14 protein-coding genes are annotated in these 17,249 nt (G+C 61.9%); 7 read left to right on the top strand and 7 right to left on the bottom strand.

Features of this window, described 5'->3' with window-relative positions; translation table 11 throughout:
* Positions 1-2: 2 nt before the first annotated feature.
* Genes HAV21_RS11250 through HAV21_RS11260 form a run of 3 tightly spaced genes read right to left on the bottom strand, consistent with a single transcriptional unit; the run spans position 3 to position 5,258 of the window.
* Positions 3-3,035 carry a glycosyltransferase family 39 protein gene (locus tag HAV21_RS11250; RefSeq protein WP_208096693.1) on the bottom strand — a complete coding sequence of 1,011 codons (3,033 nt, stop codon included), beginning with the start codon at positions 3,033-3,035 and terminating at the stop codon, positions 3-5.
* Positions 3,036-3,075: 40 nt separating this feature from the next.
* Positions 3,076-4,539: a glycosyltransferase family 4 protein gene (locus HAV21_RS11255; protein WP_166841764.1), complete on the bottom strand. Its 1,464-nt coding sequence runs from the start codon at positions 4,537-4,539 to the stop codon at positions 3,076-3,078.
* Entirely contained in the window at positions 4,536-5,258 is a 723-nt protein-coding gene (locus tag HAV21_RS11260; RefSeq protein ID WP_243753249.1) for a glycosyltransferase, read from the bottom strand. The genes HAV21_RS11255 and HAV21_RS11260 overlap by 4 nt, the downstream gene beginning before the upstream one ends.
* 267 nt (positions 5,259-5,525) lie before the next feature.
* Here HAV21_RS11260 and HAV21_RS11265 point away from each other — a divergent pair, with 267 nt between their 5' ends.
* Positions 5,526-7,745, top strand: a complete 2,220-nt coding sequence (locus HAV21_RS11265) for a S9 family peptidase (protein WP_166841766.1) — start codon at positions 5,526-5,528, stop codon at positions 7,743-7,745.
* 60 nt (positions 7,746-7,805) lie between these two features.
* Here HAV21_RS11265 and HAV21_RS11270 read toward each other — a convergent pair whose 3' ends face one another.
* Positions 7,806-8,615 carry a class I SAM-dependent methyltransferase gene (locus HAV21_RS11270; RefSeq protein WP_166841767.1) on the bottom strand — a complete coding sequence of 270 codons (810 nt, stop codon included), beginning with the start codon at positions 8,613-8,615 and terminating at the stop codon, positions 7,806-7,808.
* A 19-nt stretch (positions 8,616-8,634) separates the two neighbouring features.
* On the bottom strand, positions 8,635-9,018 hold the full coding sequence (locus tag HAV21_RS11275; RefSeq protein ID WP_166841768.1) for an STAS/SEC14 domain-containing protein: 384 nt from the start codon (positions 9,016-9,018) through the stop codon (positions 8,635-8,637).
* Between the two features lie 218 nt (positions 9,019-9,236).
* Between HAV21_RS11275 and HAV21_RS22575 the strand changes: the two genes are divergently transcribed.
* On the top strand, positions 9,237-10,880 hold the full coding sequence (locus HAV21_RS22575; protein WP_166841769.1) for a GAF domain-containing sensor histidine kinase: 1,644 nt from the start codon (positions 9,237-9,239) through the stop codon (positions 10,878-10,880).
* A gap of 168 nt (positions 10,881-11,048) precedes the next feature.
* Here the strand turns inward: HAV21_RS22575 and HAV21_RS11285 are convergent, their stop codons facing one another.
* The gene (locus tag HAV21_RS11285; RefSeq protein ID WP_017199100.1) at positions 11,049-11,219 is read right to left on the bottom strand and encodes a hypothetical protein; all 171 of its coding nucleotides are present in this window, start codon (positions 11,217-11,219) and stop codon (positions 11,049-11,051) included.
* Between the two features lie 107 nt (positions 11,220-11,326).
* Between HAV21_RS11285 and HAV21_RS11290 the strand changes: the two genes are divergently transcribed.
* Together HAV21_RS11290 and HAV21_RS11295 are read left to right on the top strand one after the other, a co-directional pair.
* Complete coding sequence (locus tag HAV21_RS11290) at positions 11,327-12,379, top strand: hypothetical protein (RefSeq protein ID WP_142938139.1); 1,053 nt, start codon at positions 11,327-11,329, stop codon at positions 12,377-12,379.
* Positions 12,380-12,381: 2 nt separating this feature from the next.
* Positions 12,382-13,935 (top strand): EAL domain-containing protein, encoded by a 1,554-nt coding sequence (locus tag HAV21_RS11295; protein ID WP_142938138.1) that lies wholly within the window; start codon positions 12,382-12,384, stop codon positions 13,933-13,935.
* Here HAV21_RS11295 and HAV21_RS11300 read toward each other — a convergent pair.
* Positions 13,928-14,506 carry a GNAT family protein gene (locus HAV21_RS11300; RefSeq protein ID WP_142938137.1) on the bottom strand — a complete coding sequence of 193 codons (579 nt, stop codon included), beginning with the start codon at positions 14,504-14,506 and terminating at the stop codon, positions 13,928-13,930. The two genes, HAV21_RS11295 and HAV21_RS11300, sit on opposite strands and share 8 nt — an antisense overlap.
* A 108-nt stretch (positions 14,507-14,614) precedes the next feature.
* Here HAV21_RS11300 and HAV21_RS11305 point away from each other — a divergent pair, with 108 nt between their 5' ends.
* From HAV21_RS11305 to HAV21_RS11315, 3 genes are read left to right on the top strand one after another with little or no spacing between them, the layout of a single operon-like run.
* Positions 14,615-15,073 carry a hotdog fold thioesterase gene (locus HAV21_RS11305; RefSeq protein ID WP_142938136.1) on the top strand — a complete coding sequence of 153 codons (459 nt, stop codon included), beginning with the start codon at positions 14,615-14,617 and terminating at the stop codon, positions 15,071-15,073.
* 7 nt (positions 15,074-15,080) lie between these two features.
* Positions 15,081-16,430 carry a phenylacetate--CoA ligase PaaK gene (gene paaK / locus HAV21_RS11310; protein WP_166841770.1) on the top strand — a complete coding sequence of 450 codons (1,350 nt, stop codon included), beginning with the start codon at positions 15,081-15,083 and terminating at the stop codon, positions 16,428-16,430.
* A gap of 37 nt (positions 16,431-16,467) precedes the next feature.
* Complete coding sequence (locus HAV21_RS11315) at positions 16,468-17,070, top strand: TetR/AcrR family transcriptional regulator (protein ID WP_062071921.1); 603 nt, start codon at positions 16,468-16,470, stop codon at positions 17,068-17,070.
* The last annotated feature ends 179 nt before the right edge of the window (positions 17,071-17,249 follow it).

Genomic DNA, 17,249 nt, shown 5'->3' on the forward strand with positions numbered 1-17,249 from the left:
CGCTATTTTTCCGTCCCGAATTCTTTCGAAGGCTCGCCGATGCCATCCTCAGCTGCCACATCAAGGGCGGCGGGATCCACCAACCAGATAGTGGTTTCCCCATTGGTGGGGCCGGCCGTTGTGACCATGGGAGTCGCATGCTCTTTCAGCCAGGCGAGCATGGTGGGGTTTGCATAGCCGTAACCTTGGCTGGTGGGCTTGGACTGGGTGAGGATGTAACTCACGCCGTTCTGTTTCATTAGTGGTGCGGAGGGCCATATCCCGAACCGGGAATCATGCATATACGCAAAGTGACCGGTGCTGTTGGTAACACTGATCCTGGCGTCGGCAGGAAGGTTGGCCTGGATCCAATCATTTGCCCGGACGAAGCCGTTATCCAGGGTTAGTGCCGTGCGAAGCCCCAAGATCACGGTCAGCACGACGTAGCAGACACTGATAACAGCCAGGGTTAGACGGGTTTTGGGGTACCTCTCCCGGATTTCCACCACCACCAGCACTGAACAAATGGCTCCGGCCACCATGACGCCGTATCCGTACTGTTCCTCAAAAGTGCCGAACACTGCGCTGTATACGCCCGCTGCACCGAGAGCCGCACCGGCCAACCCCATGAGACGGCGACCGGGGTGGTGGCTGAAGCACAAGAGCAAACCCACCACCGGGCAAAGACCCAACAAGAAATAGCTGGTCCCAAAATGCCCGCTCTGTTCGATGAGCCTGGACACGATGCTTGGTGAGCCCTCGGAAGTGAACCCGGTGGTCTTCTCCACGCCGGACATGCGCACCAGACCATTGCTCTTGGCCCACACCCAGCTTGGAAAGTGCCCGTGTGCGGCCACCACCACCAGATAGGCCACGTAAGGCAGAAAGCCGAATCCTGTGACCACCAGCCCCTTCCGCCAAGGGAACGACTTCTTCCACACCATTGCCGCAACCACCGGCGCCACCGTGCAGATCAAAAAGAAATCCTTGCAAAGGATGGAATACCCCAGCAAGAGCCCAGCCGTCGCGAGCCTGAGGAAGGAAAACGGTTTGTGCTGCGAACCCCGGGGTGAGACCAGGAGCAACAGCCCAGCCAGTCCCGGCACCATGGCCGTGGTTTCAAGGAATGCATGGCTGTTGTTCCGCAAAATAAACGGCTCGAACGCCAGCAGCACCGCCGTGAGCCAGGCGGCGGTAGGAGTTGCCAGTTTCCGGACCAGCAGGAAGCCAAGACCCACTGTTACAGCACCCATCACCGCATTGAGCCAACGTAACTGAAGCGTCACCTCAATGATCTGGCCGGTAATCCCAAAAATCTTCACCACCCCGGCTTCAAGGAGGAAGTACCCGGGCGGGTGGAGGAAGAAAGGCCCGTCCGGCAAAGTGGGGAACTCTCCGGCGGCCACGGACTCACCGAGCCGGACGTACAACATCTCGTCCACCCACAGCTCGAAGCCGCGCTCGAGGCCCAGGGCACGGACGCCGAACGCCACAACAACCACAGCGATGAATGCTGTCAGGTTGCTGGAACGCCCCCGGCGCCTCCACCCGCGCACAGGGCCAGGGGACAGCGGTTGAGGCTTGGCCCGGCGGCCTGAAGCCTTGCTGCGCCTGCCAACCTGAGGCCGTCGGGAAATTCTTAAGTCATTCCTGTGCGGCAAAATGCCGCGCTGGTAGGCAAGAACGGTGATGCCACTGATGGCGGCGACAGCAAACCAGACCAGGGGCTGCACCTTCCCGATCAACGCCAGGATCACGATCAGGACGCCGGCCAGGACCAGGAACGTGCCGGCACCACGTCCGGGGCGGGCCGCAACCAGGACAGGACGCGCCAGGACTGCGAGGACCACGCCAGCCATCACCGCCCCAACAGCCGAGCCAACGGCCATGCCCGTGACAGCGTTCAACTGCCAACCAATCCACAGCCCGCCAATCACCAGGGCACAGGCACACGCCAGACCTATTTGGCAGCGACGGTAAGCGCGCATGGCAAGGAGGATGGTGGAAAGCACCATCAGGACGGCGTAGCCGAGGCCGGAAGCCGCCAGCCATGGCAGGAGGTGGAGCGATCCGTGGTACTTCTGCGGAACAATCAGCCCGGACATCATGGGCGGAGCAGTAGCGATGATGGCGAAGGCCACCACCGCAAGCTGCCCGAAGGAGGCAAAGGAAGCACCAAGCACTTCGCCAGGCTTCACGCCGGGGGCGCGCAAAAGCGGGAATGCTACCAATGCCGTGCCCGCGGCCACATAGACGGGGCCCTTGGCGATGGTGGCGAGCGCTTGGAATCCGGCCGCGTCAACAGAGCCGTTATCCAGGAAGCCGACCACCACCACATCCACACCCACCAGCACGGACACCACACACAGGACCGACGCGATATCACTGGTTTCAGCCCATCGCCACTTCTGAAGCAACACCCGGGGACGCCAGCGGAGATCCTGATAGAAGCCCCACGGCACCACCAACGGTGCCAGGCAACCCACCACAAAGCCGAGGACCGCTCCCCCTGCGCCCCATGCCATCACAATGACCAGCAGGCTGAAGAGCAACCGCAGGACCACCTCGCCCATGGTGGACACGGCGTACCACGTGAAGCGCAGCTCCCCCTGAAGCCAACCGGCGGGCGCGTTCACCACGAAAATGGCAAAAGCGGCGAGAGCCACCGCAGCAGCCAGCTCCGGCGTAGCAATGGCTAGCGTCACGCTGCCTGTGATGGTGGCGGCGACCAGTCCGGCCAGGCAGGACACGAACACCGAGAAGGCCACGCCGTCCTGCCGCTCCCGGGACCCCTGCCGGTGTACGGCCACCACATGTGACAGAGGCAGCGGCACCAGCGCGTTGGCAACGATTCCCACCACGCCAAGGATCATGGCGGCGGCCGCAAATTGTGTGTAGTCCGCTGTGCCCAGCATGTTGGCCATGAGCAGGGAACACGCATAGCTCACCACTCCCACGAGGCCGGCTGACACAGCAAGGAAGCCACTGTTTTGGGCTATGTTGACGTCCTGATGCGGAGTCCTCTTCCTACCTTCCGCCCTGGGTCTCAAGCTCACTATCGGGGTCATTGTCTGATCGGATACAACCACTGATCAGTTACCGTTGCCGACCATCGAGGGCATCGGCCGGGGCGAAGACACTCCCTGGCCCGGCAAGCAGAGTACTGCGGCCCGCGGAGTGGATCTCCGTGGAAACCACCCCGAGCCGTTTCATCGCAGCGGAGGCCTCGAATTCATCGCGGCCTTTCATGATGATGGATACGTTGCCGTCAGCCACTGCATACTCATCAGTCGGCCTCAGTGCGGCGGCGAAATGGGCATCGCCGGATTCCTCAAACTGAACCGGTAATTCGAACTGAACCAGAGTGGAAAGATCCGAGTGGCGGGCCAGGGGGTCTCCGCCGTCCCGCTGCATCATGATTTCCTCCAACAGCACCCCGGTGAGCAGCTTGGTGCTGCGATCCCATGTAAAGCAACGGGCCCATTCACGGCACTCACCGGAGACGATGATGGCGGCCTCCGGCGCAGCCAACTCGGTCATTGCATCAACTATGGCGGCGCCAAAATCCTTGGGATGGTCCACCAGCCATCCGGTACGGCCATCCACCACGGAATCCCTGATACCCGGAACCCTCAAAGCCAAACAGGGCACTCCCCAGGCTGCTGCTTCAATCACCGAGCAACCCCAGCCTTCGGAAGCGGACGTGGAAGCCGTCATCCAGGAGCGGCTCAGCAAAGCATCACGGACGTCGTCGGGTTGGTATCCGTGGAAGGTGACGGCGTGGACCAGGCCGAGGTCCATTGCCAGTTGCTGCAGCCGTGCCCGCTCCGGCCCGTCACCGACGATGTCCATGCGCAGGTGCGGAAGCTTCCGCGCCGCAACAGCAAACTGGCCGAGCAGGAGGTCCAACCGTTTGTGGGGCACCAAGCGGCTCACGACGGCGATGGTGGGCTCAGCGGCCCGCGTGGAAACAGCCGGTGGGATATCGATGGTTCCGTTCGGCACCACATGGATGGGGGCCGAGAATCCGAGCTTCCGCAATTCCATGCGCGTGGAAGGGGATACTGCCACCATGGCTCGCTGCCCATAGACCGTCTTGGCGCCGGTGCTTTCGAGAAAGCGGCCCACGGCGGCCATGGGCGGAGAAAACCGGGTGCGGAACTGATCCTGGTGAACGTGGTGGACCAGCTGGACGATCGGGATGTCTCTGCGCAGGAACAACGGAGAGAAGAACGGGATTCCGTTTTGGCAATCCACCACAGCATCGAACCGTCCGTTGGTGCGCAGGAGCCTCAGTGCTGCCTGTCCATAAAGGGAGAGCGCTCCGCCGCCGCGCAGAAGGCGAATGCCGTCAATGATCTCCTCGGCCGCCTGACCGGCATCGCGCCCCGTAAACCACGTGACACGAACTCCGCTGTTCACCCATCGGCGTGAGATTTCATGCATGTACTGCTCGGCACCGCCGGCCTGGGAGTGCATGACGTCGCGCCAATTCAGCACCAACACGTGCTTTCCAGCGAGCAGGGTGGGTGAATTCATGTCAGTTGGGGAGTCCGTCATGATGCTGCTTTCTGAAGTTGGATCACCGAGGCAAAGCTGGCAACTCCGTCCTGGAAGGGGCGGAACGTGGACTCTGCCCCATCGGTCCATGCCACGGGCAGTTCCACAATGCCGGCGTCGTTGTCCTGAAGCCGGAGGAGCAGTTCAACATCGAAGGCAAATCCGGTACTGCGGCACTGCACCATGGCAGCCGTGAGCGCGTCACGTTCAAAAAACTTGAACCCGCACTGGGTGTCCTGGATGCCTTTGACCTTTGACTTGGTCAGTGCCCGGAAGGCTGTGCCACCCATTCGGCGCCCAAGGTGTTGAGGCACAACAAGGGTGGAACCCGGAGCGTAACGGGAGGCGATCACCGCCGCCGCGCCGCCGGCAAGGTAAGACATGGCCAATGTGAGCGTTTCCAAAGGAGTGGCGAGGTCGGCGTCAAAAAAACCCGTGTACTTGGACGTCCCGCTCAGGAGACCGCGCCGCACAGCCGCCCCCTTTCCGCGACGGGAGCAGCCCACCAGCGAGATAGGCACAGAGTCTCCCTTCTCCCGGGAGATCCGGCGGACAACCGAAGCGGTGTCGTCCACACTGCCGTTATCAACCACCACAATGCGCGAAGACCATGGCTGAACTGCCAGGAAATCCACGGTTTGAGTCAGGGTGCCGGAGATCCTTGAGGCCTCGTTGTAAGCCGGGATAATGACTTCGAGATCTACGTAGGAGCGACGCAAAGAGTCTGGATGCCGCTTTGCCTGAAAACTTTCTCTCCTGCCGATCTGAACACTATGCGCGTGAAGCGGAACCATTTGAATCTCCAATATCCGGGAACGGGGCGTAAATCGTGCTCGCACTATGGAGTGGCGCCACCAGGCAACTCATGACGCTGGTCCGGCGCGTTGTGCTCCAAGTCATGGGCCACTCTCACAATTCGCCCGCACCCCGGCCGCTCTGAGCGAAATTGCTGGTTCTGTGTCAGAGCCCGTCTATAGAGTGGCCACATGAGCCACACTTCTTCCGTCCCTGCCGCTGCCAAGGAAACTACACTCCAGCCTCCTGTCGCCCAGCAGATCCCCACCCGCCGCGAACATCACGGCGATGTCTTCGTGGACAACTATGAGTGGCTCAGGGACAAGGAATCAGCCGAGGTTGTTGACCACCTCAAAGCAGAGAACGCCTACCAGGAAGCGGTCACGGCGCACCAGGAGCCACTGCGTGAGGCCATGTTCCAGGAGATCAAGGGCCGGACCCAGGAAACGGATCTCTCCGTACCCAGCCGCAAGGATGGCTGGTGGTACTACAGCCGTTCGGTGGAGGGCAAGGAGTACAGCATCCAGTGCCGTGTCCTGGCCAACAACACCGGCGATCCTGTGGCGGACTGGACTCCCCCGGCAGTTGACGCAGGCGTCGCGCTTCCCGGTGAGGAGGTACTCCTGGACGGCAATATCGAGGCAGAAGGCCAGCCGTTCTTCAGCGTCGGCGGTGCCGCCGTGACCGTCGACGGCAACCTGTACGCCTACGCGGTGGACAACTCCGGAGACGAACGCTTCACCTTGCGGATCAAGGATCTGCGCACTGGCGAGCTCCTCCCGGACATCATCGAAGACATCTTCTACGGGGTTGCTTTCTCCCCGGACGGAACCCGCCTTTTCTACACCGTCGTGGATGATTCGTGGCGCCCCTACCAGGTGAAGGCACACCGGCTGGGTACGCCTGTGGCCGAGGATGAAGTCATCTACCAGGAAGACGACGTCGCCATGTGGCTCGGCTTCGACCTCTCCTCCGACCGCCGGCACTTGGTGCTGAGCGTCGGCTGCTCCGAGTTCAGCGAAACGCGACTGCTCCGCTTCGAGGACTACGATGCCGGACTCACCACCGTCATCTCCCGCGACCATAAAGTTCTCTACGAGGCTGAGCCCTTCCTGCTGGACGGCAAGGAAACACTGCTCCTCACCCACAACAAAGACGCCATCAACTCGATGGTGAGCCTGGTGGACCCGGCCAACCTCACCAAGCCGCTGGCTGAGCAGGACTGGCGCACCGTCGTCGAGCATTCCGACGCCGTTCGTGTCAACGGCGCGGGAGTGACGTCCACGCACCTGGTGTTGTCCGTCCGCAAGGACACCATTGAGCGCGTGCAGGTGATCCCGCTGGCAGGCTTGGGCACGGCGGCTCAGGGGACGCCCGTGGAGCCTGCCTTCGATGAGGAGCTCTACACTGCAGGTGTTGCCGGCTCTGATTACGAAGCCCCGGTGATCCGCATGGGTTATACCTCGTACTTCACGCCGTCCCGCGTCTACGACTTCGTCCTGCCGACACCCGAACAGCCCCGTGGCGAGTTGCTGCTCCGCAAGGAAAGCCCGGTGTTGGGTGGCTACTCGGCAGCGGATTACGTCGCCACCCGCGAATGGGCAACGGCCGACGACGGCACCCAGGTCCCGCTGTCAGTGCTTCGTCACGCGTCGGTCAAGCAGGATGGCACCGCCGCTGGGTTGGTATACGGCTACGGCTCGTACGAAATGAGCATGGATCCCGGCTTCGGCGTGGCCCGCTTGTCCCTTCTGGACCGCGGAATCGTCATGGTTATTGCCCACATCCGCGGGGGCGGTGAACTGGGACGCACATGGTATGAGGATGGCAAGAAGTTCACCAAGAAGAACACGTTCACCGACTTCATTGCGGCCACGGACTGGCTGGCAGGCTCCGGCTGGGTTGATCCTTCGCGTGTTGCTGCAATGGGTGGATCCGCTGGCGGACTGCTCATGGGTGCGGTGGCCAACATGGCGCCGGAGAAGTACGCTGCCGTGGTGGCGCAGGTACCGTTCGTGGATGCTCTGACCACCATCCTGGACCCTGAGCTTCCGCTGTCAGCCCTGGAGTGGGAGGAATGGGGCAACCCCATCACGGACCCCGAGGCCTACGCGTACATGAAGTCCTACACTCCGTACGAGAATGTGAAGGCTGCGGCCTACCCCAAGATCGCTGCCGTGACGTCCTTCAACGACACCAGGGTGCTGTACGTTGAACCGGCCAAGTGGGTCCAGGCACTGCGCTCCGCATCCACCGGTTCCGAGCCGATCGTCATGAAGATCGAAATGGATGGTGGCCACGGCGGCGCATCGGGCCGGTACGTTCAGTGGCGCGAGCGGGCTTGGGATTACGCGTTCATCGCCGATTCCCTCGGTGCCACAGAGCTGCTCCCCGGGGCCGGACTCAAGTAAGAGTTTTAGTACAGCTGATGCCCTCATGAAGCCTGTCCGGGGGCATCAGCTGCGCTAGCCTCAGCTTTGGTGCGCCCTGAGCAGTGCGTAGTAGCCAGGGATGAGATCCGGAGACGTTGGGTTGCTCAACGGGCGTGTCTCGATGCTCGCTGAACCGTCCCGCACGAGGTTCCAATCCGCCGTCGGGAAGGCCTTTGCCCGTTGCGTAGCACCGAAGCGGCCAGGCATAGGCAGTCCCCGGATGGCTCCCTCAAGCGGAGCCGGAATGAATTTCCGTGTGGCCCCGAGGTGGCTGACATAGTCCACGGGGGTGCCCGGGAAGTTGGTCTCGACCAGGAAAACGCCACCGCGGGCCCCGACGACGGGCAGCAGGTTTGCGGCCAAAGCGGCCTGGCCATTGCGGTCCAGTACGTGCAGAACACCTCGGATGAACACGTTTGCGTTTCCCGTCCAGCCCGCAGCTTCAAGGGCCTTTCCCACCGTCTGCGCAGCGTCAGGTGCCGTCATGTCGCACACGGCGAACGACGCCGTCGTGATTCCTGCTGCTTCCTGCCGTGCGCGGTCCACTGCGTTGGCGGAGTAGTCGAGCCCCAATGCGTGCGGGAAATGCTGGGCCAGTAGCCGGGTGAAACTGCCGTTCCCGCACCCAACATCCACTATGGGGATCGTAGGATCCAACAGCTGCAGGTGGGGAAGATAGCTGTTCAATTCATGAGCGCTTCCCGAGTCCCACAGGACATCGCCGGCGGCACCGGTGGAACGGATTCTGCCCCAATACTGGTCCCAGGCCGTGAGCGGATCCTTGGGGGCGGCCGAGGAAAGCCTGATGAGCCGGGGTATCAGCAGGTACTTTCGGAGAGCGGAGATCATGCTCCAAATATATGGGGCGCTACGCCTCCACCAGCCACTCCAACGCTTCTGTTTCGGACGTGAAGAACTTGGTAGGGCATGGCGGCTTCATGATGCCCAGGAAGAAATTGGCAATAACCCTGTCCACCGGGGATGAACCCCAGAGAGCGATCCGGGACGCCTGGCAGGGTTTGGCAAAAACTGATCGGGCACCCCTGGTGACATCGTCCGTTGTTGCCATGTCAACAATCATGGGGTGCCTGTCCGTTCCGCAGAGTTCGTTGACCTTGTCCATGGCCCTCTGCGCGTCCCGTTCCTGGATCCGGGCGCCACGCGGCCATGTCAGGCGCAGTATCCCTGGCTGTTCGAGCTCCAATTCGAACATCACTTCCTGGTGGTCTTGCGGTGTAGCTGGGTGGTCCACAATTCTCCTCGCACATTCAAGGCAGCTGCAGGGAAACCCGGCATGGATCGCCCCTCGCTCATTCCCTCAAGGCTGTCTAATCCCGGAGCCAAAGTAAAGGTGTGACCCGCGACTCAAAAGCTCATTTCCGGTTGGGCGGCCGCTGGCCGCGATGCCGCTGATAGTGTGTTGCCAAATCCTGAAATAATGCGCACCAGTGGTGGAACGGAAGGGGCTCAGTGGGCGAGACCGTTGCCGGGGAACAGCATGCCTCGCGTTCGGCAGTCGTAGCGGACTCCAACCATGACCGCATGGCGGCCACTACATCCGCGCTACACGCCGCGGGTTTCCAGGTCTTTTCTGCCAAGGATTCTGCGTCCATGGCCCACCACCTTCAACAGCAACACCCCACGGTGGTGGTGGCGGAGAACGCTCTCGCTCATGGACTGGGCATCCTTGGAGCTCCCGTGCTGCTCCTTCTTGATGAGCAGGAGTCGGTGGACCTTGAAGAAGTGGAGTCCTGGCGCGTAGCGGACTACGTCATCAACCCCCCGCGTCCAGGGGAACTGGTCCACCGGGTGGAGACCCTGATTGGCCGGGCACGGGAACGCTCACGTTCCCGGGGCGAAGTCGAAGCGCTGCGGGAAAGCCTCCGCAACGTCTCATCGGCAATCCGGCAGACCAACGATCCGCAACTCATCGCAGAGCACGTGGTTCGAGGATTTGGTGAGGCCTTGGACGTGGACCACGTCTGGTTCGCCACTTTCCGTGATGAACGGGTACCCAGTATCCGGGCACAATGGAACCGGCCCGGTCTGCCGCTCCTGCCCGCCAAGTTAGGCGAGAGCGGGAACATCATCACCCAGACGGCCAACAAGCTATGGTCCGACGCCGATGTCCTGGCCGTGGAGGACCACCGCGAATTCCCCGATTCAGAAATCGCAAAGGCACTGAGGGAATGGTCCGGAGAGCTCAAGCCCGTCTCCACTGTGCTGCTCCCCGTGGGCGAAGGCGCCTCCGCCATGGGAATCATCCTCTTGTCCACGGTGAAGGAGCGGCACGACTGGACCCGTCCGGAAATCGCCTTGATGCAGCACGTCGCCGGAAACGTAGCCCACGGGCTCATCCAAGGCCACCTCATCAGCGCCCAACAGCGCGTCCTGCACCAGCTAAGGCAGCTCGATAAGGCCAAGACTGACTTCCTGGCCACCGTAAACCATGAACTGCGGACGCCCCTGACGTCCATCACCGCCTACTTGGACATGATCCAGGACGGTTCCGGCGGCCCGGTTCCCGACGGCATCAGGAAAATGCTGGAAGTCATTGCCCGGAACTCAAACCGCCTGCGCAGGCTCATTGAGGACATGCTCACCGTCTCCATGCAGGACGGCAGCAACTTGGACCTCAAACCGGTTGATATAGACAAACTCCTCCAAGTGGTGGTGGCAACGCTCCGTCCCCTGGCCGAATCCCGCCACGTTTCCGTGTCCTTCACGGAGGCCGCCGAGGACATTGAGGTCACGGCAGACGAAGCCAAGCTGGAACAGGTGTTCACGAACATCGTGGCCAACGCCATCAAGTTCACCCCCGAGGGCGGCCGCGTTGGCATCACCAGCGCCATGTCCGCGTTCGAAGATGGCGGCCCCGCAGCCCTCGTCCGGATAGCGGACAACGGCCTTGGCATCCCTGAGCACGACCTCCCCCACATCCTGACCAGGTTCTACCGCGCTTCCAACGCCACCTCAGCGGCAGTGCCGGGGAGCGGACTGGGGCTGGCAATCGCCAATGACATCATCAGCCGTCACATGGGACGTATGGCCTTCGACTCCATCCTTGGGTCCGGGACCACGGTGTCGGTGGAGTTGCCGGTGGGCGGGCCGTAGTTGTGAATTGCGAGCCAGCGGCTGTGACATCCGAGTCAACGCGGGGCCCAAAAAATTTGGGCTCCCGTCACTAATAGTCGACATCCGGCGAAACAAAACTGATGCCCCGGGCAGCAGCCCGGGGCATCAATTCAGCTAATGAGGCCTTGAGAGGCGCTCCCCCAATGTTTAGTTCGGCCACCAACCGATGCTGGTGGTGTTCGTCTTACCTGTGGTGGTGCTGTTCGGCCACCAGCCAATTGCCGTGCTGTCCTGCGTAGGCTCGGCATTGGCCGGGGCAGCGAAACCGGTGACTGCCAGAACCGCCGCCATGAGCAGGGTTGCCGCAAATTTTTTCATCCGCTATGCCCTTTCGTACTGATGCGAATTTGTTGACCGTGACTTGAATAAAGTCACGGGGCAAACTATACGAGCTTTTCTTCCGCAATGACATGGATAATGGGCATATGCAAAGTCCACACCTGGCCCCCCACCTTGTTGCCGGACTCAATGCACGCGCCAAATGGAAGGTGCGGGACTTTGACGAGGCCTTCAGTCTGGCTGCAGAGGCTGCCGAACTGGCCCGCGACGCCGGCGACGAAACCGCTTGGTGGAACATGCGCTACTTGCAGGCGGAGTGCCTGCGCGATCAAGGAAGCATCGAAGAATATCTGGCACTGGCCATCACACTGAATGAGCACAGTCTTACCGCTACCTCCCCCGAGCTCGGGGCCAAGGCTGGAACGATGGTGGCCATTGGGTTGCAAGGCCTAGGCCGGCTTGCCGAAGCTGCAACCGTGGCAGCAGACGCGGCAAAACTCGCTGCCGCGGACCCCGATCTCCTCTACGTCCAGGTCCTGGCCCAGCGCGCCCTGATCGCGGCCTTGGCGGAGAGCCGGCTGCTGGATGATGCATGGCGGGAATGTCTTGTCCTGGAGACCTTGATTACCGACGACGTTGATGAAGACACAGCGGGCAAGGGTTATTGGGTGATCGGTAACGTTGCTTTTCTGGCGGACCGGGTAGCGGATGGGGGCCGGTACCACGATCTGGCCGCCGAAAGGCTTTCACCGTCCAAAGATGTTGATTTGTGGGCACGTTTCAACCGCGCTTCAGCCGAAATGCGCCTGCAGGCAAAACTCGGTGACGCGGCCACACTTCGCTGCATTGAGCGGGCAGAACTGGCTACCGACATTGTGGGTGGATCCGAGCGGGACCACCTGGAAATGTCCTTGGTCCGCGCTCATTGGAATTACCTGGCCGGTGATATGCATGAAGCTTTGGCCATCCTGGAACCGCTGTGTGCCCGCTCCTCTATTTTGGCTACGCAAACATCCGCCGAAGCGCATTTTCTTTTTGGGCGGACTTTGCTGGAATCACAACGACTTGAAGAAAGCCTCACGGCATTCGAAGAAGCAGCCATACTCTTCGAACAGGCCGCCTTGCCGGAGCGCAGCGCAGCCGTCCGCGAACACCTTCGGCAAAGTGTCAGTCGCCGGGGCGGGCCACACGGGGAGTGAGCATGCCTGACGCAGAATCGTACTCCGCGAACGACCCCCGCTTGGGGCTACTTCTTGAGGGCATCGTGAGGTTGGCCGCGGGTGACCTGCACACCAGGATTGAAGTATCCGATGCCCGGGACGAAATTGACGCCGTGATCATGGGGACCAACCTCTTGGCCGAAGACCTGCAGATCGTCTACGAAGAACTCGAGCAAAGGGTGCAGGCCCGCACACGGCAGCTCAATGAAGCCCATCTGGCAATGCAGCGGATGGCAATGACCGATCCCCTGACAGGCTTGAGCAACCGCTCCGCTTTCGCCAACGCCCTGAGCGAGGCCCAGGCTCATGGCGTGCTGGGAAACCAACGGCCCGCAATCCTGTTGCTGGACATGGACGGGTTCAAAGCCATCAACGATTCCCTGGGGCACACCATCGGTGACAAGGTCCTGGAAACAGTAGCCACGCGTATCAGCGGCGCGGTTCGCGAACAGGACATGGTGGCGCGCATGGGCGGCGACGAGTTCGCTGTCCTGCTTCCCGGCGTGACGCCTTCGGAGGCCAGCGCCATCGGCAGCCGTATCCTCACCGCTGTGGCGGATGTGATGGAGATTGAGGGCCAACACCTTCGCTGCGGGGTCAGCATGGGTCTTCGAATGGCCGATCCTGGCCATCGTGCGGAGGAACTCATGATGGAAGCGGACATTGCCATGTACGAGTCCAAGGCCAACGGACGCGGCAAGCTCAAGGTGTTCGAACCTGACATGCTGCTTGCCCGGCAAATGCGGAATCAGATGGTAGGCGAACTCAAAGAGGCGATCGCCGGTTCTCAGTTGGTGCTTTACTACCAGCCGATCATCAGGCTGGACACCCGCGGGATTGAGGGCGTGGAAGCCTTGGTCCGGTGGAACCACCCCACCCGTGGGATCATCATGCCCGACGAGTTCATCCCCATTGCCGAGGAAACGGGCATGATTTCCGATCTGGGCGGGTGGGTGCTCCGCACCGCCGTCGAGCAGTTAAAACAATGGCGCAGCGACCCCCTGACCTCGGCCCACGACTTCAGCATGCGCATCAATGTTTCAGCGGCGGACCTGCAGCGGCTGGAGTTCATTGAGGACGTACGCGAGGCCCTCTCTTCAGCCGGACTGGACCCGTCGCTGCTGGTCCTGGAGCTGACCGAAAGTGCTGTTATTCAAGGCAACGACCTGGACCGTTACACGCTCAACAGCCTCCGGCGCCTCGGAGTGGGGTTGGAAATCGACGACTTCGGCACGGGCTACTCCTCCATCAGTTACTTGCGCCAACTGCCCGTGGACACGGTCAAAGTGGACCGGACGCTCCTTTCGGCCTTGGGCAGCGACCCCGCGCAACCGGCTCTCCTGGCTGCTGTCCTGCAATTGATCCGCGCCTGCGGACTGGCGGCAGTGTGGGAAGGCATCGAAAGCGCTGAGCAAGCGGAGTATCTGCTGAGCATCGGTTGCACCAGCGGCCAGGGATACTATTTCAGCCGTCCGCTGCCTGAGGCGCAGTTGACCGAACAACTGAAGCACCACAAGACCTGGCCCGTCAGCTGATGGTCCGCGTCCAAGGGTGGTGCCGGGTGCGCCATTCGGAGTCCAGGATCGCGTAGATGTTCTCCGTGGCCCACTTGCCCTTGTAGTGCCAGTTGTCCACCAGAGTTGCTTCAAGCCGCATACCCAGGCGTTTGGCGACGCCGGCAGATCCTTCATTGAGGGCATCCAGCTTGGCATCCACGCGGTGGAATGACAGTTTCTCAAAGGCCAGCCTTAGCACGGCCTCCGCTGCCTCAGTGGCGATTCCGTGGCCCTGGGCATCAGGGTGGAGGATCCAGCCCAGCTCAGCTTGCCCGGTTCCTTCAAGCCACTTCAGCACAACCTCGCCCATCAGACCCGGATGGTCCTGGCGCTCGATGGCAAGGCACACCCAGTCCCCTTCCTGCTGGAACTCGAAGTTCGCGTAGCGGCCAAGGACTTCCATGGACTTGGTTTTGCTCAGCTCGTTACGTAGGAGGAATCGCGCAGTTTGGGGAAGGGACTGGTATCCATGGAACCGCTCAAGGTCCTCGGCCTCGAAGCGCCGCAGGATGAGTCGATCGGTGGTGATGGGAAGCTCAATTTCGGGCATGCTTCCGAGGCTACTAGGTGCAGGCGATTCGTGGTCCAGCCTTGACACGTGGCGCGATCTGGGATTACCTAATGAACATTCGGTAAATAAAGCTGGAGGCAATGACGCATGGTTGAAACAACCCTCTCCGGTGCACAGCACCACATCCTGACGAACGACTACGCGTCTGAATGGATGGGCATTGAGGTCCTCAAACTCGACGACGGCCACGCCACCATCCGCATGCACCTCCGTCAGGAAATGCTCAACGGATTCGGCATGGCCCACGGCGGAATGATCTTCGCCTTCGGTGACACAGCCTTCGCCCTGGCCTGCAACCCGGCCAACCCCACGCCCAAGCAAGCCGCCAACATCACGGTGGCGTCCGGCGTCGACATCAACTTCATCAAGCCCGCGTTCCAAGGCCAGGTGATCACCGCCGTCGCCAACCGCCGTGCGAGCACCGGCCGAAGCGGCCTCTACGACATCCAGATCTACGCGACCAACGCCGACGCCGCCCCCGACACCGAGCCCGGAGAACTCATTGCTGAGTTCCGTGGCCGCAGCCGCACCATCTCCAAGAAGTAGGAATCCCATGACGCAGAACACCGTGGCCGCACCCGCAGCTTCCTCCTCCAAGGAGGCCGACGCCGTGCTGGACCGTGAAGAGACCATCTCCCGCGACGAACTCGAGGCCCTGCAGCTCACGCGCCTCCAGCACACGGTGGCGTACGCCTACGATCGCGTGCCGCTGTACAAACGGAAGTTCGATGAGGCCGGCGTGCACCCCTCGGACCTCCGCGAGCTCAGCGACCTTGGAAAATTCCCGTACACCACCAAGGAAGACCTCCGCCTGGAGTACCCCTTTGGCATGTTCGCCGTCCCGCAGGACCAAGTGGCACGCATCCACGCCAGCTCCGGAACCACCGGCCGGCCCACCGTTGTTGGCTACACCAAGAACGACCTCGCCAACTGGGCAACCCTGGTGGCCCGTTCCTTCCGCGCCTCCGGTGTCCGCCCCGGCATGAAGGTCCACAACGCCTACGGCTACGGCCTGTTCACCGGCGGCCTCGGCGCGCACGCAGGCGCTGAAGCGCTCGGCTGCACCGTCATTCCCATCTCCGGAGGCCAGACCGAACGCCAGATCCAGCTCATCCAGGACTTCAAGCCGGACGCCATCCTGGCCACACCCACATACCTGCTGACCATCGCCGATGCCATGCTGCACCAAGGCATCGACCCCACGTCAACGTCGCTCAAGTACGCCGTTCTGGGCGCCGAACCGTGGACTGAAGAGATGCGCCACGAGCTGGAAACCACCATGAACATCAAGGCCTCGGACATCTACGGCCTCTCCGAAGTCATGGGCCCTGGCGTGGCCGGCGAAGCTGTTGAGACGCAGGACGGCTGCCACATCTGGGAGGATCACTTCCGCCCGGAGATCATCGACCCGTTCGACCACACGCGCGTTCTGGGGGATGGCGAACCGGGCGAGCTGGTATTCACCTCCCTCACCAAGGAAGCGCTGCCGATCATCCGCTACCGCACCAAGGACCTCACCCGCCTGCTCCCCGGAACCGCACGTCCCGCGCACCGCCGCATGGGCCGCATCACCGGCCGCAGCGACGACATGATCATCCTTCGCGGCGTGAACCTGTTCCCGTCACAGATCGAGGAAATCGCGCTCCGCATCCCGGAGCTCAGCCCGCACTTCCAGCTGGAAATCACCCGCCCCGAAGGCAAGCGCATGGATTCGCTGACCGTCAAGATCGAGCGCCGCGAGAACGTCCCGTCCGAGGCAGGCACGACGGCGGCACACACCTTGCGCGAGCAGATCAAGATTCACGTTGGGTCATCTTGCGTAGTAGACGTTGTAGAGCCCGGTTCCCTGGAACGGTCCAACGGCAAGCTTCGCCGGATCTACGACATGCGACCCAAGGGCTGAGCACCTTCCACCACTGAGATCGTGAGAAAATGCCAGCATGCCTACTGAGACCACCACCAAGCGCGGACGGCCCGGTTATGACCAGCAGTCGGTGCTCCGCATCGCCGTCGACGTCTTCAACCGCCACGGGTACGACGCAACGTCCATGGGCATCCTGGCTGAGAACCTCGGGATCTCAAAGTCAGCCATTTACCACCACGTGCCGTCCAAGGGCGATCTGCTGAAGCTCGCCCTGGACCACGCGTTGGGTGGCCTGGAAGCCATCCTGGAGGAGCCGTCCGCTACATCCGGGCCTGCTGATGCGCGGCTGGAGTTCGTGCTTCGCCAGACCATTGCCGTGCTGGTGGACCGGTTGCCGTTCGTGACCCTGCTCCTGCGTTTGAGGGGCAACACGGAGATCGAGCGCAACGCCCTGGAACGCCGCCGCGCCTTCGACCACAAAGTGGCCGAGCTGATTGCCGCTGCCCGGGAAGACGGCTCCCTGCGCCAGGACATTGATCCGCGCACCGTCACACGCCTGCTGTTCGGCACCATCAACTCGATCGTGGAGTGGTACAAGCCCGGCGGCTCGCTGTCCCCGGAAAAGCTCGCCGACGACGTGATCACCATGGCCTTCGACGGCCTCCACACGGCCGCCTGACCCTCTCTCACATCCCGCCGCCTCTCGGCCATCCCTCTCTCACATCCCGCGGTGGCGGGCGTGACGAAGCCCTGTGCCGCCGTCGTCGTGAAATTCGTATCGGCCGCCCTCGTCCTGAACGACAAAACGCCTTTCCACATCTGAGTGGAAAGGCGTTTTGCTGTTTGTTGCAGGAGGGA

It is taken from the genome of Paenarthrobacter sp. MSM-2-10-13, assembly GCF_011605365.1.
In the GTDB taxonomy this organism is placed as follows: Bacteria; Actinomycetota; Actinomycetes; order Actinomycetales; family Micrococcaceae; genus Arthrobacter.

Coding starts and splice junctions, on each gene's coding strand:
- HAV21_RS11255 (WP_166841764.1), bottom strand. CDS start 4,539: ATGACGGACTCCCCAACTGACATGAATTCACCCACCCTGCTCGCTGGA.
- HAV21_RS11265 (WP_166841766.1), top strand. CDS start 5,526: ATGAGCCACACTTCTTCCGTCCCTGCCGCTGCCAAGGAAACTACACTC.
- HAV21_RS11270 (WP_166841767.1), bottom strand. CDS start 8,615: ATGATCTCCGCTCTCCGAAAGTACCTGCTGATACCCCGGCTCATCAGG.
- HAV21_RS11285 (WP_017199100.1), bottom strand. CDS start 11,219: ATGAAAAAATTTGCGGCAACCCTGCTCATGGCGGCGGTTCTGGCAGTC.
- HAV21_RS11290 (WP_142938139.1), top strand. CDS start 11,327: ATGCAAAGTCCACACCTGGCCCCCCACCTTGTTGCCGGACTCAATGCA.
- HAV21_RS11295 (WP_142938138.1), top strand. CDS start 12,382: ATGCCTGACGCAGAATCGTACTCCGCGAACGACCCCCGCTTGGGGCTA.
- HAV21_RS11300 (WP_142938137.1), bottom strand. CDS start 14,506: ATGCCCGAAATTGAGCTTCCCATCACCACCGATCGACTCATCCTGCGG.
- HAV21_RS11305 (WP_142938136.1), top strand. CDS start 14,615: ATGGTTGAAACAACCCTCTCCGGTGCACAGCACCACATCCTGACGAAC.
- paaK (WP_166841770.1), top strand. CDS start 15,081: ATGACGCAGAACACCGTGGCCGCACCCGCAGCTTCCTCCTCCAAGGAG.
- HAV21_RS11315 (WP_062071921.1), top strand. CDS start 16,468: ATGCCTACTGAGACCACCACCAAGCGCGGACGGCCCGGTTATGACCAG.